Source organism: Pedobacter panaciterrae (genome assembly GCF_013204795.1).
Taxonomy (GTDB): domain Bacteria; phylum Bacteroidota; class Bacteroidia; order Sphingobacteriales; family Sphingobacteriaceae; genus Pedobacter; species Pedobacter panaciterrae.
In genome coordinates this window covers 422316-442472 of sequence record NZ_JABMKW010000017.1, presented here as the reverse complement: position 1 = coordinate 442472, position 20157 = coordinate 422316, and the positions used below count along the sequence as shown (strand labels likewise).

Sequence of the window (20157 nt, the reverse complement as noted above, 5' to 3'; positions counted from 1 at the left end):
TTAATTCTGCTCAGCATTCACAACCTCAAAACTTCTGTACTGAGCCATTTCAGCAGAATGATGTACAACAAGCTTTAATTTCAAACTTTCAATTAATGCGTTGGCCAGTTCTATGCTGCGGTGTAAGTCGTTGATGCCTCTGATTTCAATACCTCTAGTCAGCATTTTGAATTTGTTAGGTTCAAATTTGATAATGAATTTCTTTAGGTCTGCACTCATTTTAATTTCTGTGTTTTTCATGGTCTTATATTTTAAGGGCGGAATGCTGTTGTTTTTTAGCAAATATAGCTATCGCACTCATTAAAAACTAAAAATATTAGTAATTTATTTCGAAATGTACTAACTTTGCTGTTACCTAAGTTTTGAACCATGAGAGAAGTAGATCTGTTCAAAAGGAATTACACAGATTCTGATGCTGTGTTTGAGAAAAATGAAGGAAGTATAAAGGATCGGAGGAAAGATGATTGAGTTGGATTATTTCCCAGATGGGGTTAATGATGTAGTTTACCAAGTGCTGCAATTTCGTACTGGTGAAGCTTGGCGGGTTGTTTGTGCAGGGGAGATGATATGTAGTATGGAAAAGTTGGATGGTCTTTGGTATGTGAAAGGAAAAACAATTCTGCCTCCTACACTTGTCGAAAGCATCGGGCGTTTAATTGATATGCAGCATTTTAATTTTTTGGCGGCCGAACTTAAACAACATTGGGGAGCATATGTTCAGGAAGCAATTGCTCAGGGTGAGAACCAATACTTAGTAATTTGTAAAGAAGGGATTGAATTTGAACGTTTTGAAAGGTTGTTTAGGGCTTATATTATAAATTTAGTTAGAGATCCTTGGGAGATACGTTTTAGGGTTTATAATGCGAGAATGTCTGAAGATTTTGAGGTTTTTATAAAAGGGCCTGTATTGGCATATTAATATGGAGCAGACCAGTTTGTTTAAAGAATCGGGCCAAAGTTCAGGGTTGCCTGTTGAATTGTTGGAATACCATCCCGATTTATTCAGCGAAACTCAGAGTGAGTTTTTGTTAAAGAAATTTATCGCGGAATCTCCTTGGAACCAAAAGATAATAAAGATTTATGACAAGGAAGTAATTACACCACGACTTACGGCCTGGTATGCAGATGCTGAAGCCTATGATTACACTTCTTTAAGTAGATCTATGCCAAATTTCTGGACCCCGGAACTGTTAATGATTAAGCAAAAAGTAGAATTAACGGCGGGAGTTCAGTTCAATAGTGTGTTGTTGAATTATTATCGTGATGGCAATGATTCGGTTGCCTGGCATAGTGATAATGAAAAGGCCTTAGGTAAACGTCCTGTGATTGCCTCAGTGAGTTTTGGACAAGTGAGGTGTTTTGATATCCGCAGAAAGAGCAATCACAGAGAAAAGTATTCAATCCGTTTAGAAAGTGGTGCACTGATGGTCATGAAGGGAGATTTGCAGATGAATTGGGAACATAGGATTGCAAAGTCGATGAAACCAATGAAACCAAGGGTAAATTTAACTTTCAGGGTTGTGATCTGATTTTTAATTTAGCATGACGATAATTCAGCCGTGACTAATCTTTTCCATCACTGTATATTCCAAATATTTAGCGAGTGTTGCAAACATCTAGTCACACTTTATTATAATAGGCTATGAGACAAGATATGGGATATTTTTCCACTTCATACAAATAGAAAAACAATGAAAAAGCAAATTTTAATGATACTGGGGGTGGTAATTGTATTGTGATCCTGTTCCAGGCACAATTATTATGCTTATCGTAATCCTTTTCCGGTGTATGTGGGCAATGAACAACAGAAGGTGGGTGTCAAGCAGGTGAGTATTATAATTGATTTGATTGATCGCAGGACCAAAAAGGTAATCTGGAGAGGTTGGGCAGGAGAATTAAACAATCCTGAAAAGGCAATTTCTCAATTGCCTAAGGTAATTGAGAATGGTTTTAAAAAGCTTTCTGCATAAGTAACACTTGGGGCAGCTTTTAATCTTTACCAAAGCCTTGAATTACACGGTTCTGGACATTTTTAAACTTAGGTGGTAACTTGTTTATCTATTGAAAATTTACCACTTCCATTTATGAATGCAGTAATTGATAGACCAATAATCAATAAATGATATTCATACCCTTCACCCTTTTGATTCCCGAACCAATTCATGAAAAACCCATTTTGCAGATGTTCTGTGAAAATGATACCGATAAAAAGCATCACCATAGCTACTGACCACAGGCGTGTGGCAAATCCAATGATGAGCGAGATAGCACCGAAAAACTCAATAAAAATGACGAGAAAAGCCATTAACCAAGGTAAATGCAAGGTCTCGGTAAAAAAAGTCATCTCTTTAGAAAATCCTGGGCCGCCAAACCAGCCAAAAACTTTTTGTGCCCCATGCGGAAACATTACCAATCCAATTGTCAAACGTATGATTAGTCCTGTCCAATCGTTGTCTGTTTTAAAAATCATCTGCTTCATTCTGTTTTTTCTTACAAATGAAATGAAATGCTAGATTTTAAAAATTAAACTAGTTTAATAAAATTACCTTTTTTTACCAGTTTTCTGCGAAGCATGCTCAGGAAGACAGGAGTAATGCCCAAATATGCAGCTACCTGTTTCTGAGAAACACGCTGGGCCATCTGAGGGTATCTTTCTATGAAATACAAATATCTTTCCTCAGCGGAGCTGGAAAGGTTTTGTTTGATCCTGTTTTGTTGGGTTATAAAAGCATTTTGAAGAATAATCCGAAAGAAGCGTTCAAATTTCGGTACCTTCTCATACAACCGCTCTAAATTTTCTCTTGTGATTTGCAGAATTTCACTGTCTTCTAAAGCTTCAATAAAATAATCGGCAGGGGCTTGTGTTAAAAAACTGTACAGATCACTTATCCACCAGCTCTCTATTCCGAACATCACAATGTGTTCAACACCATTTTCATCTATACTGTAAACGCGGAAACATCCTTTTATGATAAAATTTTCGGTCTTGCAAATATCACCCTGGCGCAGTAAATAATCTCTCTTTTTTAGTGTTTTTGATTGAAGTAAAGAAACAAAGAAGTCAGCCTCTGTTCTATCGAGTGGGATATACTTAGTAATATTCTGTAGGATCAAGTCAAATCCCATAATTTATCTTCTAGGCAAGTATGAAATGCGGAAATCTTGAAAGGGTGAAATTACTTTTCACCATTAAATGTAATAACTATATTTAAATTTCGGGAAATTAAGCGTCATTAATGTTCGAGCAATAGATCCAGTGAATTAAAGAATAGACCTGCTTTAACTCATAAACTAAGTCCGAATAGATTGACATTGAAATTAGTGCGGAAATATGTGTTTAAAAGCGGAAAAGCTCAATTTCATAGCGAAATTGAGCTTTTCTAAGTAGTGGTATGCGCCGGGATCGAACCGGCGACACATGGATTTTCAGGCCATTTGCTCAATGTCGTAAGTGTCAGTTTTTCAAATGTTTACGAGTCGTTCTTAATTTCTTGCGGAATATTTGCGGAACAGCAGGAAATAAAAACCCTGATTGTCCTGATCAGGTTATTGTAAAGATACAGAAATATCCGCTTTTCCGGCCGACAGTTTTATGAAAGAAGTCTTCGTAGATGTACTTCAGAATTTTGCAATGAAACGCAATTAGAGATATTTCTGTACGAAATCAAATATTAATCGGAACCTCTCGCAATACAATTTGCTAATTCAAATTTGTTCACTATATTTATGTTTTTACTGACAGTAAATATTGATAAAATAAGAACGATGGATGCATTTAAACTATGGGAAGAGGCTACAGCTAAACTGCCTGAAAGTATGGCCGAACGTCTAAGTCTAAAAAAAATAGAGTTCGATGAGGATAAACATTCAGGAATTATAACGATACTCTTCAACAAAGAAAAAAGAGAATACAACTTAATAAACTTATCTAAGGCATCACATAACACCATTTCCTTTCTAAAGCTTTTCAGAAAAGACTCACGGAAGTTGCTGGTCATGGCACCAGTTATTTACCCTAACATTGGTGATGAGCTGGTGAATGCAGGAATAAATTACATGGACAGCCTAGGGAACTTTTATATTGTAGATGAAGAGATATTTCTTGTGCACTTAGGGCAAAAAGGTGCAACAGCCGTTCCAAAAGACAAAACAAATCGGATCTTTACAGAAACGGGAGTAAAACTGTTGTTTGGAATTCTGAATGATCCAGATTTCATTAATTTACCTTATCGACAAATGGCGGGAGCGGTCAATGTATCAATGGCTTCTATTACTGTTATTTTGAACGAATTGCTGAACACAAAATATGTGCATTTAGGCCAGCGAAACAAAAAGATATTAAATCATAAAAAGGAATTGCTAGACAGATGGGCTATAGCATATAAGGAACAGCTAAAGCCTAAGCTCCTGATTGGCAATTACTATTCAAAATTTTATAAGCTGTCACAAGACTTTAAAAAGATCGACCTTACTGAGATGAAAGCGGCTTGGGGAGGCGAAGCTGCTGGCAACATTTATACTAACTATTTAAGTCCACAAAAAATAACTTTATTTGTGGAGGATGACGATAAAAAATGGATGTCAGCATTCAAATTGATAAAGGCCAACGATAAAGATGAAATCGAGGTGCTAAAACAGTTCTGGAGTGATGAATTTTATCAATTTACAAAAGTTATAGACGGAAAAAATGCCGTACCTCCTATACTGGCGTATGCAGACCTAATAACGTCCAACGACAGTAGAAAAGTAGAAACCGCACAAAAGATCTTTGATGAGTACATACAATTTACCGACAGATAAAATTCCGGATCAATTAAAAGAAGTGATAAGAGATATCCAGGAAATTCTTGGAGATCAGGCATATGATTTTATGTTGATCGGAGCAACAGCAAGAGATTTAATATTAGATGGGCAGTATCATCTGGGTGCGGGGCCAAAAACGCTAGATGTGGATTTCGCGTTATACGTACCTGAGTGGGGAGTCTATCAATCAGTGCTGGATAAATTACTTAAATCGGGATTATTTACGGCGACAAAAGTGACACATAAACTGATTTACAAAGAAATTTGTGAAATAGATATTGTTCCATTTGGCGAAATCCAAAATGAAGAAGGAGAATATGACTGGCCACCTGACTTTATGCGGTCCATGAATGTTGCCGGATTCATGGAGGTTCGTGAGGAAACTATCACTTTCAAAATAGATGAAGAAGATTTAACTTTCTCTGTGGCGCCAATCCATGCCATCTATTTCATGAAGATATATGCCTGGAACGACAGAAAATACAAAGATGACAAAGACGGAAGGGATCAGGGATTTATTCTAGCTAACTACATAGAGCTCAAATATGAAGTACTATATGATGAACATGAAGACATCGTTAATGGCGAAGACTGGGACATTATCACCTCTTGTGCGAGAATTTTAGGTAGAGATATTGCCAAATTGTTAAAGAACAATCCTAAAGCGATCCAAAAAACTATTCTGATCATAGAAAACGAATTAGAGGATGAAGAGCATTCATATCTAGCCAGATCCTTGTCAGCAGGAGGCGGCTTTGATTATAACAGGGCATATAAAGCATTACAGGAATTACTGAAAGGCATCAGAGACCTTCACGATTAGCTCCCCGGTTCTAAAACAAATATATAGGTTAACTCCCCAACTAGTTTGCTGGCAAGACATAAATAGAACATATTTTGGTTATAAATCTCAGTTGATTTAGGAATTTTTGACAGTTAAAAACTGAATATTTTTCAGTGATCTTGTAATTTTTTCAGCCTCATTAATCAAAAATCCATTTGGCATTTATGTTGTATTATTATGGGCGAACGAAAGTTCAAAGAGTTTAATTAATTATAAGTTTTAATCATTAAATCAATTAAGGAGGAAAACCCATGACATTGGTTAAATTTAATCCAGAAAACAAGAGAAATTCATTAATGCCAAGCTTTAATGATGTTTTTGATTCCATCTTCAATGACACTTTCTTTGCGGATCGCATGGTAACCCGCGTGCCCGCTGCAAACATCAGTGAAAGTGCCGATCATTATCATGTTGAATTGGCGGCTCCGGGACTTAAAAAAGAAGACTTCAAGCTCAACCTTGAAAGGAATGTATTGAGTATTTCTGTGGAGCAACGAACAGACGACAAACAAGAGGAAAGGAATTACGCCAAACGTGAGTACAGCTATAGTTCTTTTGTCCGTTCTTTCACCTTACCTGAAAGTGCCGATGAAAACGGCATTCAGGCAAGTTATACTGATGGTGTTTTAGCGATCAATATTCCAAAAAGAGAAGAAGCAAAAACAGTAAGCCGTCAGATAGAAATTAAATAATTTCTTCAAAGATGAATTTCGAGAGCTACCTAGATGGTAGCTCTTTTTTTAATCTATTGTTATGGAAACTTCATTTGAAATTTCATTAAATATGAAGACCATTAAGGGCTTAGAGACTTATGCGAGCTTCTATTTAGGGTCTAATGAAAAATTCGCCAGAGGGCTTTTTAATTTGATGCAGGGAGAAAGGGAAATAAAGGCAAATTCGGTAATTAGCATGGATTTGACCAAGAGGCAAATGGGCATTCCCTATCCAATATCTATTTTGCATTGTAATTGGGAGCATCTGGCTTTTAATACAAAAATAATTACCAAAGAAATCTTTAAAGAACTCAATTTGGAGAAAGAAATCTGATGACTTGCTGGTATTTTTTCTTACAGTCCCTACTAAGGGGATCTGAAACAGAACCACCCGCAATGTTGGTTAAACGTTCCATATCCTTCAAGAAGCTGTGTGACAAAGGTTTTCGACGAGTACACTTTAAGTGAACTTTAATTTTATAGTCATTTTAAGATGCTTTCGTATTATTAGTCTTGAATTTTATAAATGTCCCTCATGTTCTTCATGCCTTTGAAGCAGTTCGTTAAATAAGAATTTTGGAGTACGCAAGGAGATTGATCGTTTTTCGAAACTTTCAATCTCTTTTTTTTATCCACTAATTTAGTGTTAATTTGATAGATCAGCTCAGCTACTGCCTCATTGCTCAGATTATTTCTGCCGGATTTTATACTAGAGAATTTTGAATTCAAAGGAGTATCGAACTTGAAGAAGTCAATACTCCTCCATCGGAATGGGATGGGATTAAAGTTTTGTCCAAAGGTTTTTTTCCTCAGATTGTGATCCAGGACTTTCCTATCCGGGGGCATAAGGTGTTTTTTCATATCCGACGCCGCCGATGGCTCAATACAGAGACCTCTACTTTGATTTACCGGACTTGGACTTTAGTAGAAAAGGGAACGCGAATGACAGGGGAATTCGCGGCTTTTTTAAAATAAATCAATCGATACAGCCCCGAATAGTGTTGATGCTATCAGTTCATTCTATGCAGTAAAGGCAAAAAATCTGCTCCGTCAATATCGTGATTATCTAAGTGATTTTAAAAGCTGGCACCAGAAATCACATGCAAAGAAAGGGCTGTTATATCCAGAAAACCTCGGTGAACAGCTTTCCATCGACGAGACCAGCCTGTCCCATGGTGAACTTTACACCATCCTTACCAACAAAGCCGCAAAGGGTACGAAAGGAGCCATTGTTGCCATTGTAGCAGGTACCAAAGCGCAAACTGTCATTTCAGTACTGCAAAGGATTTCGGAAAGAGCAAGGAAAAAAGTGGCTGAGGTTACTCTGGATATGGCAGGTAATATGGAATTAATCTGCAAACGTTGTTTTCCGCAGGCAACCAGAGTGACTGACCGGTTTCATGTACAGAAGCTGGCTACGGAGGCACTGCAAGAGATGCGGGTCAAATACAGGTGGGAAGCTATGGATGTAGAAAATGAAGCCATAGAACAATCAAAAGACTGGTCGTCCATTTCAAGCGGAAGTACTTCACAATGGAGATACCATCAAGCAATTGCTGGCCCGCAGTAGATATGTGCTGTATAAAAAGCCTTCAGACTGGACAGATAGCCAAAAGGATCGCACAGAGCTCTTATTTGGAAGATTTCCTGATCTTAGAACAGCCTGCGGACTCAGTATGGGACTTAGTCGGATCTTTGAAAATACAAAAGATAAGGTCTTTGGACTAGCTAATCTGGCCAAATGGCATGAAAAAGTAAGACAAACTGGATTTAAAGCTTTCAATACAATTGCCAGGTCTATACAAAACCATTATCAGACTATATTGAATTACTTTGATAACATATCAACCAATGCCTCGGCGGAATCTTTTAATGCAAAAATAAAGGCTTTTAGAAATCTATTCAGAGGTGTTAAAAATGTAGAATTCTTTCTGTACAGGCTAACTCAGCTATATGCTTTATTGCTAATGCCATTCTAATAGTGGGCTAAGCAGCTCTTTTTTGACATATTCAATTTGCAAAATTCTTCTGGGCATTTCCTGTTGGGAAAGAGGGGAATTGTGCAACAGAAGTGGCTTAAAGATCATAACCCCTCCTTGTTGTACTTCACAACATAAGGCGGTTTCATTGGTCACTGCTTCTTCTATCTGGCTGGAAGTAAGTTTGCCACGGTTATGCGTTTTAGGCAGAATATAGATAGCACCATTTCGTTTTGTACAATTGTCCAGATGAACTCTCAATGTTGTTATTCCTTCCAATATATTTAAGGGAGGTTCTGTATGTGGGATGCCTGCTTCTAATGTCCAGTTCGTATAACCCTCCACCTGTAAAATCTGCTTTACAGCAATTTTTAAATCCTGATGCCATGGTATATACCAGTTATTTTCAATACTCTTGTCCAGGATAAATGCTTTGATAGGGCTTAGTTGCATTCCCCCTTCACCAAGCAATTGTCTAGCAGTTTGTTCAGCAAAATTTGTACAACTCAGGTGACGTACAAAGCAGGTTACCTGCACTTGCCTCATGTGTATAGTCAAACACACCTAGCTTTTTAAGCGATGTTATCATTTGTATACACTCATTGTCTTTGAGGTACTTTTCTAAAATTATATAACCATCGCTAATTAGCTTGTTATCTGGGATCAACATGAGACAAATCTACCCATATTCAGATTACTTTGTAGCGTATGAATGAGCGCACCGACAAAATCCAGATCTCTGGTACTTTGATAACTATCCTTTAACTGCTTCAAGAAGTTCCCTAAGGTCTGCCTCGGTCAATCCTTGTCCATCGGTTATTTTCCAGAACATCGTTTGTATGGTATTGTAGGGTTTCATCCATTCTGGTTCTACATAGTCAGGATCATAAACATCCAAAGGATTTTGATGCCTTGTAAGATTCAAATGGGGTTTATCTTCCAATAATGACAAAAACTTTAAAACTTCGGTATTGGTGACAACTACATACGGGGTGTGAGTACCCTTTCCAATAACATAATTACGGGTGTCTGGTTCTTGATTATCCTCCCAGGGTAAACCTTTAGAAGAATTCATACACGCAACACCTAAATATACAGTTATAGTGTCCTTTTTACCTCCTGGCCCTCTCCCGTTAGGTGGTACGTTAATTCTTACCCTACCCATTAACATCCCATTTTGAATTCTGCTAGGTGATACATTAAGCATTACCAAACCAGGGGGAAATGTTAGAAGTTTGTCTTCCTTCCAGGTACTATCTCTCTCAATATTTACATCAACATAAAAGGTATTCATGTTGCCATGTAGTTTCCTTAAATCTGGGTCAAATGGATGGTCGGGCCTTGATACAAACCTTAGTCCTGTTGGCAGTTCAAATGGAATACCTTCAGGCTTATCATCATCATTGCCAAAACCCGGCAAATTGTTAACACTACCAATATTGGTAAAAGGAAGTTCTTCTTCTTTAAGAATATTCTTTTCCCCTTTCTTACAACTTGCTAAACCAAATAACATGATTGTTATTAATCCAATATAAAAATTTATCTTATTCATTTTGTGAAAATAGCCTCTAAATGTGTTCGTTATAAAAAAAATATTCGAACCCCTTAAAACATCGTTAAACAACTTAAATCAGCGGTCGAACTACATGGCGAATATTCGTTGCTTATAAAAATTTCCCGTGCTGAAATTTTTTCTTTTAGTCTTATACGCCTATAGCTTTATTATAAAGGGATAGGCGTATAAGGCCTTTTTAATTGATAATACCGGAATCCCTTTATAGTTTAAAAGCTACACCTAAATTCAACAGGCCTACGCCATAACCTAATTCGCCGAAGATGCCAATTTTTTCTGCCAACCAATATCTGGCCCCAAGATGTCCGCCAAAAATGACCTCTCCTGCAGAAGCAGATGCTGGCGCTGCTTCCTCACCTTGCCATTTTACCGAAGCTATGTTATAACCCAAAATTGCGCCTAAATAAGGGTCAAATTTTTCATCTTTAATCCTAAAATGATATGAAACTCTTGCTGCAGCCAGCACATAAGTATATTTCCACTTGCCCGAGTCACCAAACGACTCGTTTTTACCCGCGTAACCCAAATAACCACCTCCACTAATTCTATCTGTAAAGCCATGCTCGTAGCTTACACCAATTGGAATTCCAAAACCGCCACCAATACCCAGTCCTGCATTTACCAATTTGTCTCCCTTTTTATAAGTTTGAGCAGATGCTGATGATGCTCCTAATACAGTTAGCGCAATTGCTAGTGTTAATTTTCTTGTAATTTTCATTCTTGTTTTCTCTATTTTAATTATCATTTTTAGTTATATTTTCGTACGCTGCACTGTCTCACCGAGGCAAGACTACTGCATGCATAAGCGAATTCCTATTGCGAATGTTGTTTCCGTTTATTTTAATTCAATGTTCAATGGAACTTCTTTCCAATTTCCAAACCAGGTCAAACATTCCGGATCACCGGGGATGAATGTCAGCGCAGCTTTTCCTTCAGCCTGTTTGGGGCTGAGTCCGAATTCCTGTTTCAAATTGATTCCTTCCTGAATAAGGATCGTTCTGCCATCAGAAAGGGAAAGCTCCAGGTTATACTTGCCTAATGGAATATTGTTGATGTAGAGACTGTTGTTAAGGACTTCTTTTTTTATGATGAACGTAATCCTTTCTTCTGCATGGACCAGATCAACCGGCATGAGTTTGACCACAATGACCGACCCGATAGGGAAACTGCCTGGTAAGGGAAGGGTTTCTGTCCGCAGATTATAAGAAAGATGTATCGATCCTCCCACATAACTTGTTGGCCACTGAGGGGCCTTGGCAATTTCATCGGGACGGCCATTACCATATGGCAGCAATACAAAGTTTTTCACAGCACCATCCGAGGATCTGAATTCACTTAAAGTACTGTCCGCAGGAAATAATGAGACAAATGCCCGACCGCCTTGGTATTCGATGGTTACTTTAGATCCCCATATTTCTGTATTGCCAACGGGGATGTTCACTTCATAATAACCGTTCTGATCAGACAGTCCTGTTGCCGAACTATAGAATCCTCCCGCAATAGAGGAGCGTACACCGACCTCTGCATTTTTCACCGGCCTGCCGAATATATCTTTCACAAACCCACGTAATATATTGGGGTTCCTATCCAGAGATCTGAAATCAGGCAATTTTGGACGCTGATTTTCCATCAGGTTAACATAAGTACCGGTGCCAGACACGATGAGCGTTTTAGACCTTTCAGGCAGGTCCGAGAAGGAAAGCTGTTTTCTTACTTCGTCCTGGCCGAAAGGAATTTCTTCCTCTTGTTTACCGTCGACTCCTTTTGAGCATGCAAAGAGGAATAAGCAACCGGGCAATATAAATGTTCGGAGAAAAGTTTTCATAAGTTGAGATTTTAAAGTATTTGATTTTTGTTGACCGTGAAGTTACCGGAATAGGAAACGCCCGGGTTTTCTTTTCGATGAACCGTAATAATGCTGGGTAAGAAGTGGTATTTGAAGGCTCAACGGTTCAGACAGCCGTTCATGGCCTTAGTATACCGTTCGTCGTATTTTTGATATTAGTATGCATTTTCCTATGATCTTTGAAAATAAAAACAGATATGAAATTTATTAGACTACCGGCCATCATGCTTATGTTAAGCCCGATGGCTATCCTGATCGGAGCATGCCATGTTGCTGGAGGGGAGAAGGAAACTCAGACGTCTTTTATAGATAAGAAGTGGCAAATGCAGAAATTTACGGTCAGCCCAAGTGTTGACTGGGACCTTGATGGAAAACAGGACACTGACATCTTTGCATTGCTGGAGCCTTGTGATCAGGACGACCTCTTACTTCTTCGTCGCGATGGCGTGGTAATCCGGTTTGCCGAAAAGAAAAGATGTGATGAAGAAGAAGCAGACCAAAAAGAGGATGGGACCTGGACTTTGGCAGGAAATAATGCGAAGATCATATTTCACAGCGATGGCAAGAAGGACGAGGCTAAAGTATTGGAGTCCAGTTCAAAAAAGCTGGTTTTGGAACATCGGTTCACAAGCACCGACGGAATAGATCACAAGCTAACAGCCGAATACCATCTTAAATGATCAGGTCCTTTATTGTGGGCAGGTAATTTCTGCCCACAGTCAATTCGGTGCCGTTATTCATAACGATAAATGTTTTACCGATGTCCCGATAGAGCTCTGCAATGTGTTGTACGTTGATCGCAGTAGAACGGTGGATCCGGAGAAATTTTTCCGGGTTTAATTTTGCAGTAAGCACGGTGATGCCTGTTGAACTAATATACATGTCAGTTTCGCTATGTATTTCGGTATAGTCCCCAAAGGCCCTGAGAAAAATGATCTCATTTACCTGGATGTTACGGAAGCGCTTCTTGCACTCTACCAGGATCCGTTCGGGAAAGCTTGTTCTCCCCCGATAAGAATCAGCAACGGCAAATGGCAGCTGTGAAGGTTGGTTCTGAAGTTTCGCCATGGTTTTTTCAAACCTACCCTTGGTATAGGGCTTCAGGAGATAGTCTGTAGCATTTGTTTCAAAGGCCTGAATAGCATAGTTGTCATAGGCTGTCGTAAAGATTACCCTTGGGACATGCCCGATCCGCTGTAACACTTCGAATCCGTTAGCGCCGGGCATCTGTATATCCAGAAAAATAAGGTCAGGTTCGAGCCTGTCGATCAGAGAGATGGCTTCCAGGCCGTTTGCACATTCGCCGGCGACAAAATATTCAGCATAAGAGTCAAGATATTGTCGTACCAGTATCCTCCCAGGTTCTTCATCATCGATGATCAAAACGGACATTTTTGCCATGGTATCTTTTTACTGCAATATAGCGAGAAAGAAACTTCTGTGGAATTTTTCGGACAAACGACATATAAGCTGGTCGAATTACCAGCTTGAGCGGTAAAAGAAAAAATAGTATAATTAAAAAAACACATAAATTCAACTCAGGTTAAACTTACTGATAATGACAAAGCATAAACATATGGGAAATGCGAAAAGGGAAATTTTGCTTTTTCTTTTCTGCCTGATTTTGATGAGTATCCTGTATGCTACCCCGCGGCTGTTTTCTCAAGGCATTTCCAAACCATTTATCAGGGAGCTGCTGGTTGATTGTTCGATAATGGCCATCGCATGTTTTCCAGTCTGGTGGCTCCATTTCCGGAAGTGGACCCGCTTTCCTATGAAGAAACGGTTCGCCCTGCATTTTTTTACCGGCGTTATATACTATATCATCTGGATTGTCCTTTATCGGTGGTACAACAAGTTTGCAGGCCTACCGGTGATGACCAGCCAGCAAATGCTCCAAAATATCGGGCCCAATCTCCTTTTCTACATCCAGGTATTCAGTTCGCTTCACATTGATCTTTTCTTTCGGGAGCGGGAAATTCAACAGCACAGGGAACGTGAACTGCGTGAACTTGCCCACAAGGCAGAGATCGAGAGCCTCAAGGCTCAGATACAGCCCCACTTTCTTTTCAATACCCTAAACAGCATCAGCGCATCGGTGCCCGCGGAGAATGAGCACACCCGTGTACTGATTGCCGAACTTGCCGACACCTTCCGTTATGCATTGCGTTCTACGCAGGAAGAGCTCGTTCTACTGTGGCAGGAAATCGAATTTGTAAAGTCCTATCTGTTGTTGGAGCAAAGCCGTTTTGGTAGCAGACTTGATTTTGAAATTGATGTCCGCTCCTGCGATGGTCAAGCAATGATTCCTCCCATGTTGCTTCAACCGCTTGTGGAAAATGCCATAGAACACGGGATTGAGCCAGCCATTGATGGCGGTAGGATATACATCAAATGCCACACTAATGAAAAGGCATCACATTTCTATATCCATAATACCGGAATACCCTACAGGGGAACTGTCGAGGAGATGTTTGCCTGTGACGGAATAGGTCTAAACAATACAGCCAAACGTCTGAGGAATCAATTCGGTGAAGAACTACGGATCGAGATAGATAAAGAAGGTGGAGTTGCAGTATCCTTTGCTATCCCTTTCACGAAGGGCAGCCGTACCAGTTTGATTTAGTAAATGCCGAGAAAGGAGGTTGATGTACATGAATTACGTGAGGCCAGAATTCAACAACAAAAGAGGATTAAGGGTATGGAATCTGAACTTCGGCCGAGGGAGAAGTTTCTTGCCCGTGGGGCTTATGCTTTGTCTGATGGGGAACTTCTGGCACTGCTGATAGGTTCGGGCGCTTCCGTCAAGACCAAGCCCCTTTAGGGTTTGCTGAAAAAAAATCTCCACACTCGCTGCGCTCGGGTTGTATTTTTTTTCGCAAAGTCTTGCCTTGAAAATTGATCAAGGGTAACTTGATCAAAATATTTTGCTTTAATCTTCGAGCACTTCTTTTCTTTCTGCTGGTAACGTAAAATATTTATCTGCCCATAAGTTTATTTCAATCATCAGCGGGAGCAAATCAATCCCTTTTTGAGTTAGTTTATATAAAACTTTTGCCTTGCTTTCAGGATGATTCTGTTTGGTAATTATGCCATTTATTTCCAGCGTTTGTAATCTGGAGGCCAAATATTAGTGGCTATTTTTTCCTCCGATTTTAAAAAGTCGCCGTAAGTACATTGTTTAAAGAACATAAGATCTCTAACGATCAGCAATGACCATTTGTCTCCCCAAATATCTAGAGAGCTACTTATAGGGTAGTCAGACCTCTTTTTTATATCCACCATAAAAATAATTTATATAATCACTTGCAAAATGAAAGTTGTTTGTATATTTGTACTTGCAAAACGCAAGTAAATTTAAACAATTATATCAGAGATGCAATGAAAACAACCGGAAATACAATATTCATCAGCGGTGGAAGCGCGGGTATTGGTTTGGCTATCGCTAAAAAATTGAGTGCAGCAGGAAATAAAGTTATTATCAATGGGCGTAGTGAAGAACGTCTTCAAAATGCCTTAAAAGAGTTAGATAAAACAGCAGTTGCCATACAGGGAGATTTATCTATCTCATTGGAGAGGATTAAGATTGTAGAAGAGTTAAGAAATAACCATCCGGAATTAAATATAATCATAAACAATGCTGGAGCTGCCTTTATAAATGATTTAAGCGGCCAAAAAAATAATGCTGCAGAAAAAGCGTATCAGGAAATCAACACGAATTATATTAGTGTTATAGATTTTACAGCTTTAATATTACCATTACTTTTGCAGCAAACAGAAGCGGCTATTGTAAACGTATCTTCAATAGCTGTATTTAGGCCAAATAAGTACTTGCCAACCTATTCTGCGAGCAAAGCAGCGCTCCACAGTTACACCCAGGGATTGAGAGATACATTTTCTGAAAATGACCGTCTAAATGTATTTGAACTTTATCCTCCTTTGGTTAACACTGATTTTTCGGCAGAGATTGGTGGAGCTAACGGCATTCCGCCATCAGAGGTCGCCGATGAGCTGTTTACAGCCTTGGAAAAAAATCAATTCGAAGTTCCGGTTGGAGACAGTAAAAAAATGCACGCCTTGGCAAATCTAATCAAAGAAGAGGTAAACCATTAATTCTTTTGTCTTATAAAACTTAATCAATATGAACTTAAAAGGAAAAACTGTACTGGTAACAGGTGGGGCATCAGGGATAGGGCTAGAAGCAGTTAAACAGTTTTTATCAATTGGCGCGAACGTTATCATTACAGGAAGAAATCAGGTAAAACTAGATGCTGCTAAAAATAAATACCCTGCTATAACAGCCATACAAAGTGATGCAGGAAATAAGGCAGATGCGCAATCTCTTTTTAATAAAGTGAAAGAATTGGGCGGTATAGATATCCTGTACAATAATGCCGCGGTCCTGGTTCCACCATCAAATTTAGGAGTTGCAAATGAGAAACATATTGGAAGGCGCTGGATACGAAATGGAAGTTAATTACCTGGGTGTGTTAAGGCTAAACAATCTATTTCTCGATATGCTCAAATCCAGAAATGAAGCTGCAATAATCAATACCACATCAATTCTGAGTCAGGCTCCCTCCCTAATTGAAGCTACCTATTCTTCGTCAAAAACAGCACTGGCTTTCTATACAATATCACTTCGTGAACACTTAAGGATCATTGGGAGTAAAGTGAAAGTATTTGAATTGATCCCACCACTTGTAGCCACGGAAATGACCTCAGATAGAAATGATAAAAAAATATCGACTGAAGAAATGGTTAAGGGGCTGATCAAAGGTCTATCAAAAAACCAATATACTATTCGCGTGGGCGACGCAAAAATTTTTAATCTGGTTAATAGGATTTTGCCTAAAATTGCTTTTAACATAATTAATCCGAAAAAGAACCATCACCTTTTAAAAAATTAAAATGAAAGCTTTTATCATTAACAAATATACCAAAGATGGTCTTCAGCTTGCAGATGTTCCAACACCAGAAGTTGGTGATAATGAGGTTCTGTTGGAGATTTATGCAGCAAGCGTAAATCTTTTGGATAAGAAAATTAAGACTGGAGAGTTTAAATTGATACTGCCTTACAAAATGCCGCTTATTTTAGGGCATGATGTGGCGGGTGTGATTATCCAGGTTGGAAAAAATGTAAAGTATTTTAAAATAGGAGATGAGGTGTATTCACGCCCTTCGGATTTCGCAATCGGTACATTTGCAGAATTTATTTCGATTAATGAAAGGGACGTAGCCTTAAAGCCAAAAAACCTTTCTATGGAAGAAGCTGCCTCTGTTCCTTTGGTTGCACTTACTGCATGGCAAGCCTTGGTGGAAAAAGCAAATCTCAAAAAAGGACAGAAAGTTTTTATCCAGGCAGGCTCAGGAGGGGTAGGTACAGTTGCGATACAACTGGCCAAACATTTGGGGGCAACCGTTGCTACAACTGCAAGTGAAAAGAGCTTTGGAATGCTGAAAGACCTGGGAGCGGATGTGCTAATTGATTACAAGAAACAAGATTTTGAAGCCATCCTGAAAGATTATGATGTCGTGTTAAACAGCCAAGACAATCAAACACTTGAAAAATCACTAACAATATTGAAACCAGGAGGAAAGGCGATCTCCATCTCTGGCCCGCCAACATCTGACTTTGCTAAAGCAATTGGAGCGCCATGGTTTGTGAAGGTTCTCCTGTCGCTACTTAGTTCCGGTATCCGCAGAAAAGCAAAGAAGTTAGGTGTAGATTATTCGTTTCTGTTTATGAAGGCAGATGGAAAGCAATTGAAAGAGATTTCGGATCTAATTGAACAGCAGGCGATTAGGTCTGTAGTAGATAAAGTATTTCCATTTGAGCAGACTAATGAGGCTTTGGAATATGTAGAGCGTGGACGTGCCAAGGGAAAAGTTGTTGTTAAAATGAAGTAAAGCCACAAATGATGAACAGCACAGCCAGGCTCCCTCAGGTTCAAACCAATTACAATTGCTTATCAAGCTACTTGCTAATAACCGGTACAATAAACATGGTAATGGAAGGCCTTTTATTTTAATCCAATAATAAAAAGCTTCATGATTCGCCTTTTTCAATTTATTCAGCTTTGAATTGAAAGATTGATCAATTATCAGATCTTTTACTTGTTGCACCAGTGGTGCATCTCGCAAAAAAAGTACAATGGCGCTGCTGAATTCTAAAAATAATAATGGTTAATGTAACTATGGTGATAAAAGCATATAGGGCATGATCTACTAATTAAGGGTTTTCTAAAAAAAAAAGCTAAATAAATTTGTATCGTACGATTTTAATCGTATGTTTGTTTTATGGAACCTAAGATAGAACCTTCGAAAGCAGAGTTAGATATATTGACCGTCATTTGGAAACATGGGCCAAATACAGTCAGGTTTGTGCACAACCAGTTAGCGATGATCAAGGAGGTAAATTACACTACCACATTAAAACAAATGCAGCTTATGGCTGAAAAAGGGATGCTGACCAGAGATGAAAGTAACATGACCCACATCTACAGGGCTGCAGAAGATCCGAGCAAAACCAAAAGCCATTTACTGGACAGGTTTGTAAACCACATTTACGACGGCTCCGCAGGCAACCTGGTAATGCAGCTGCTCGACAGTAAAAATGCTTCTTCTGAAGACCTAAAGACCATCAGGGACATCCTGAATAAGCTGGATCAACAAAAGTAAACCATTATTATTAAAACCTAAATTATGGAACAGATCTTAAACACCGTTTTACTATATTCCCTGGCACTCGGCCTGATACTGGCCCTGCTGACCGGTCTTACACTCTTGCTCACCCGTTCAGCAAGTCCTTTACTGCGTTACCGTATACTGGTGACACTATTGGCTTTATTCACGGCAAGTATAGCAGTTACCGTTGTTTTCAAACTTCGTGAAACCAATCCAACCACGAGCGCATTCAACCGCCTGATAAGAACTCCGCAAGTAACAACGGATTTCCGGAAAGCTGGTATCAATACCACAATAAATACGGAGACAACAGATCTGATCGCCTCAAGCAGGGATTTTATGAACGATAATGCCAGAACCATCACCCTGATCTGGTTATTTATTGTCTTCGCAAAAAGCATCAAGCTGACCAGCAACCTGTTTGAGCTTCATTACCTGAAAACCCGCCAGGTGTATCCGGTTGGTAAACACTGGGAAGACCAGTTGGCAAAGCTGTCCGGACAAATGGGCCTGTCTAAAGCGGCCAGGATCATGCAGTCAGGGCTCACCCAGGTACCGCTGGTCATCGGTCATTTCAAGCCAGTGATCTTAATCCCCCTGGGAATGATCACCGCCATTAAACCCCGGGAAATAGAAATGATGCTGCTCCACGAACTTGCTCACATCAAGAGAATGGATTTCCTGGTAAATATTTTACAACATGTACTGGAACTGCTTTTCTTCTTTAACCCTGCAGTATTATGGTTATCGGCGCTAATCAGAAAAGAACGGGAAAATTGCTGTGATGAACTGGTACTCCAAAATGCGGATGAAAAACACAACTATATCCAGGCCCTGCTTTCCTTTAAGGAATACCAGCTAAAGGTGCCCACATATGCCATGGCATTTGCAAAAGAAAGCAACCTGGTCAGCAGGATAAAACGAATGGTCTACCAAAAGAACACCGCGTTAAATTCCATTGAAAAGGGATGTATGCTGATCGCTGTGCTACTGCTCTGCAGCTTTACACTGTTGCGCACAACTGATCCGGCTCCAAAGTCCGTTTTCCAGGAACCTGTTGCTAAAAAGGAAAAATCTCAGACCAGCCCTGCTGCTAAACCTCAGAAACGAACCACTGTAAAAGCAAAAGTACGACCTCCAGCAGCAAAAACAGGTTCCCCGGCAACGGTAACTAAAGAAACGGGCAATACTGAAGACAATGTTGAACCGGAGATTTCGGTAAACGTCAATTCAAACACCAATAACTCTGGTCATGTAACTTTAAACGTAGACCATAAGCTGGTCGAGAATTTCGCTTCGAACATAACTACAACAGTACTAAGTGCATTAAATATGGCATTGGACAGTAGTCAGCAGTACTCCTCAACCCTCAATGCGGATCCCCAGGTGAAACTGAGCCCTATAGCCAGCCCTAATCCAAGGGTAAAGCTTTCACCATTGCCAAAAGTCGAAGCTAAGTCTTCTGATCTGACCCAGAATTTGATCAAAGCCCTGGAAAAAGCTGGTATCGATACCAAAGGTGATCAGTTTCGTTTCCACATCAGCAACAAAGAATTGACTGTAAACGGCAAAAAACAAGCTGAGTCAGTAAAAGATGCTGTATTAAAAAATTTCCTTAAGTCTCCAGAAGATACCATTGATTTTTCTTACAACAGGAATGGCAAAGGAGTTAGCACATCCAGCAGCTACTATCTTAAATAACTAAAAAGAGA

The 20157-nt window shown here is 39.3% G+C and carries 27 protein-coding genes and 1 pseudogene; 19 read left to right on the top strand and 9 right to left on the bottom strand.

Annotated elements, in window-relative coordinates:
• Nucleotides 1-240, bottom strand: coding sequence for a hypothetical protein (locus HQN86_RS13255; protein ID WP_172661428.1), 240 nt, complete (start codon nucleotides 238-240; stop codon nucleotides 1-3).
• Nucleotides 241-460: 220 nt separating this feature from the next.
• On the opposite strand from HQN86_RS13255, the gene HQN86_RS13250 reads away from it, so the two are divergent.
• The 3 genes and pseudogenes from HQN86_RS13250 to HQN86_RS13240 form a co-directional block, all read left to right on the top strand.
• Nucleotides 461-919: a hypothetical protein gene (locus HQN86_RS13250; RefSeq protein WP_172661427.1), complete on the top strand. Its 459-nt coding sequence runs from the start codon at nucleotides 461-463 to the stop codon at nucleotides 917-919.
• A gap of 1 nt (nucleotide 920) precedes the next feature.
• Nucleotides 921-1529, top strand: coding sequence for an alpha-ketoglutarate-dependent dioxygenase AlkB family protein (locus HQN86_RS13245; RefSeq protein ID WP_172661426.1), 609 nt, complete (start codon nucleotides 921-923; stop codon nucleotides 1527-1529).
• A 237-nt stretch (nucleotides 1530-1766) separates the two neighbouring features.
• Nucleotides 1767-1970 (top strand): annotated as a pseudogene (locus HQN86_RS13240) (DUF4136 domain-containing protein); the annotation flags it as partial.
• A gap of 68 nt (nucleotides 1971-2038) precedes the next feature.
• On the opposite strand, the gene HQN86_RS13235 reads toward HQN86_RS13240, so the two are convergent.
• Both HQN86_RS13235 and HQN86_RS13230 read right to left on the bottom strand, forming a co-directional pair.
• Entirely contained in the window at nucleotides 2039-2479 is a 441-nt protein-coding gene (locus tag HQN86_RS13235) for a DoxX family protein (RefSeq protein WP_172661424.1), read from the bottom strand.
• Between the two features lie 44 nt (nucleotides 2480-2523).
• Nucleotides 2524-3126 (bottom strand): Crp/Fnr family transcriptional regulator, encoded by a 603-nt coding sequence (locus HQN86_RS13230; protein WP_172661423.1) that lies wholly within the window; start codon nucleotides 3124-3126, stop codon nucleotides 2524-2526.
• 600 nt (nucleotides 3127-3726) lie between these two features.
• Between HQN86_RS13230 and HQN86_RS13225 the strand changes: the two genes are divergently transcribed.
• The 7 genes from HQN86_RS13225 (at nucleotide 3727) to HQN86_RS26865 (ending at nucleotide 8339) form a co-directional block, all read left to right on the top strand.
• A complete protein-coding gene (locus HQN86_RS13225; protein WP_172661422.1) occupies nucleotides 3727-4800 on the top strand; it encodes a type IV toxin-antitoxin system AbiEi family antitoxin in 1074 nt (357 codons plus the stop codon).
• On the top strand, nucleotides 4772-5626 hold the full coding sequence (locus tag HQN86_RS13220; protein ID WP_172661421.1) for a hypothetical protein: 855 nt from the start codon (nucleotides 4772-4774) through the stop codon (nucleotides 5624-5626). The genes HQN86_RS13225 and HQN86_RS13220 overlap by 29 nt, the downstream gene beginning before the upstream one ends.
• A gap of 272 nt (nucleotides 5627-5898) precedes the next feature.
• The gene (locus tag HQN86_RS13215) at nucleotides 5899-6339 is read left to right on the top strand and encodes an Hsp20/alpha crystallin family protein (RefSeq protein WP_172661420.1); all 441 of its coding nucleotides are present in this window, start codon (nucleotides 5899-5901) and stop codon (nucleotides 6337-6339) included.
• A gap of 61 nt (nucleotides 6340-6400) precedes the next feature.
• Nucleotides 6401-6694 (top strand): hypothetical protein, encoded by a 294-nt coding sequence (locus HQN86_RS13210; RefSeq protein WP_172661419.1) that lies wholly within the window; start codon nucleotides 6401-6403, stop codon nucleotides 6692-6694.
• Nucleotides 6695-7083: 389 nt separating this feature from the next.
• Nucleotides 7084-7335, top strand: coding sequence for an ISAon1 family transposase N-terminal region protein (locus HQN86_RS27225; protein WP_449580844.1), 252 nt, complete (start codon nucleotides 7084-7086; stop codon nucleotides 7333-7335).
• Nucleotides 7336-7339: 4 nt separating this feature from the next.
• Nucleotides 7340-7930: an ISAon1 family transposase gene (locus HQN86_RS26870; protein ID WP_317171716.1), complete on the top strand. Its 591-nt coding sequence runs from the start codon at nucleotides 7340-7342 to the stop codon at nucleotides 7928-7930.
• Nucleotides 7931-7934: 4 nt separating this feature from the next.
• Entirely contained in the window at nucleotides 7935-8339 is a 405-nt protein-coding gene (locus HQN86_RS26865; protein WP_317171709.1) for a transposase, read from the top strand.
• On the opposite strand, the gene HQN86_RS13200 is transcribed toward HQN86_RS26865, so the two are convergent.
• The 4 genes from HQN86_RS13200 to HQN86_RS13185 form a co-directional block, all read right to left on the bottom strand.
• Nucleotides 8325-8897: a phytanoyl-CoA dioxygenase family protein gene (locus HQN86_RS13200; protein ID WP_216854402.1), complete on the bottom strand. Its 573-nt coding sequence runs from the start codon at nucleotides 8895-8897 to the stop codon at nucleotides 8325-8327. The genes HQN86_RS26865 and HQN86_RS13200 overlap by 15 nt on opposite strands.
• A gap of 196 nt (nucleotides 8898-9093) precedes the next feature.
• Complete coding sequence (locus tag HQN86_RS13195) at nucleotides 9094-9891, bottom strand: hypothetical protein (RefSeq protein WP_172661417.1); 798 nt, start codon at nucleotides 9889-9891, stop codon at nucleotides 9094-9096.
• Between the two features lie 223 nt (nucleotides 9892-10114).
• Nucleotides 10115-10630, bottom strand: a complete 516-nt coding sequence (locus HQN86_RS13190) for an outer membrane beta-barrel protein (protein ID WP_172661416.1) — start codon at nucleotides 10628-10630, stop codon at nucleotides 10115-10117.
• A 117-nt stretch (nucleotides 10631-10747) separates the two neighbouring features.
• Entirely contained in the window at nucleotides 10748-11737 is a 990-nt protein-coding gene (locus tag HQN86_RS13185; RefSeq protein ID WP_172661415.1) for a carboxypeptidase-like regulatory domain-containing protein, read from the bottom strand.
• Nucleotides 11738-11955: 218 nt separating this feature from the next.
• Between HQN86_RS13185 and HQN86_RS13180 the strand changes: the two genes are divergently transcribed.
• Complete coding sequence (locus HQN86_RS13180) at nucleotides 11956-12438, top strand: lipocalin-like domain-containing protein (RefSeq protein WP_172661414.1); 483 nt, start codon at nucleotides 11956-11958, stop codon at nucleotides 12436-12438.
• On the opposite strand, the gene HQN86_RS13175 is transcribed toward HQN86_RS13180, so the two are convergent.
• The gene (locus HQN86_RS13175) at nucleotides 12431-13159 is read right to left on the bottom strand and encodes a LytR/AlgR family response regulator transcription factor (RefSeq protein ID WP_172661413.1); all 729 of its coding nucleotides are present in this window, start codon (nucleotides 13157-13159) and stop codon (nucleotides 12431-12433) included. The genes HQN86_RS13180 and HQN86_RS13175 overlap by 8 nt on opposite strands.
• Before the next feature lie 157 nt (nucleotides 13160-13316).
• On the opposite strand from HQN86_RS13175, the gene HQN86_RS13170 reads away from it, so the two are divergent.
• Complete coding sequence (locus tag HQN86_RS13170) at nucleotides 13317-14384, top strand: sensor histidine kinase (RefSeq protein WP_172661412.1); 1068 nt, start codon at nucleotides 13317-13319, stop codon at nucleotides 14382-14384.
• 3 nt (nucleotides 14385-14387) lie between these two features.
• Nucleotides 14388-14582, top strand: coding sequence for a UPF0758 domain-containing protein (locus HQN86_RS27170; RefSeq protein ID WP_394367891.1), 195 nt, complete (start codon nucleotides 14388-14390; stop codon nucleotides 14580-14582).
• Between the two features lie 108 nt (nucleotides 14583-14690).
• Here HQN86_RS27170 and HQN86_RS26740 read toward each other — a convergent pair whose 3' ends face one another.
• Complete coding sequence (locus HQN86_RS26740) at nucleotides 14691-14885, bottom strand: winged helix-turn-helix transcriptional regulator (protein ID WP_216854401.1); 195 nt, start codon at nucleotides 14883-14885, stop codon at nucleotides 14691-14693.
• Nucleotides 14886-15139: 254 nt separating this feature from the next.
• Here HQN86_RS26740 and HQN86_RS13160 point away from each other — a divergent pair, with 254 nt between their 5' ends.
• The 6 genes from HQN86_RS13160 (at nucleotide 15140) to HQN86_RS13140 (ending at nucleotide 20146) form a co-directional block, all read left to right on the top strand.
• The gene (locus HQN86_RS13160) at nucleotides 15140-15871 is read left to right on the top strand and encodes an SDR family oxidoreductase (RefSeq protein WP_172661411.1); all 732 of its coding nucleotides are present in this window, start codon (nucleotides 15140-15142) and stop codon (nucleotides 15869-15871) included.
• A gap of 28 nt (nucleotides 15872-15899) precedes the next feature.
• Nucleotides 15900-16235, top strand: a complete 336-nt coding sequence (locus HQN86_RS26995; protein WP_216854400.1) for an SDR family NAD(P)-dependent oxidoreductase — start codon at nucleotides 15900-15902, stop codon at nucleotides 16233-16235.
• A complete protein-coding gene (locus tag HQN86_RS26990; RefSeq protein ID WP_216854399.1) occupies nucleotides 16192-16668 on the top strand; it encodes an SDR family NAD(P)-dependent oxidoreductase in 477 nt (158 codons plus the stop codon). The genes HQN86_RS26995 and HQN86_RS26990 overlap by 44 nt, the downstream gene beginning before the upstream one ends.
• Nucleotide 16669: 1 nt before the next feature.
• Nucleotides 16670-17668 (top strand): NADP-dependent oxidoreductase, encoded by a 999-nt coding sequence (locus HQN86_RS13150; protein WP_172661410.1) that lies wholly within the window; start codon nucleotides 16670-16672, stop codon nucleotides 17666-17668.
• A 390-nt stretch (nucleotides 17669-18058) separates the two neighbouring features.
• Nucleotides 18059-18439: a BlaI/MecI/CopY family transcriptional regulator gene (locus HQN86_RS13145; protein ID WP_172661409.1), complete on the top strand. Its 381-nt coding sequence runs from the start codon at nucleotides 18059-18061 to the stop codon at nucleotides 18437-18439.
• Nucleotides 18440-18463: 24 nt separating this feature from the next.
• On the top strand, nucleotides 18464-20146 hold the full coding sequence (locus HQN86_RS13140; RefSeq protein WP_172661408.1) for a M56 family metallopeptidase: 1683 nt from the start codon (nucleotides 18464-18466) through the stop codon (nucleotides 20144-20146).
• Nucleotides 20147-20157: the final 11 nt, after the last annotated feature.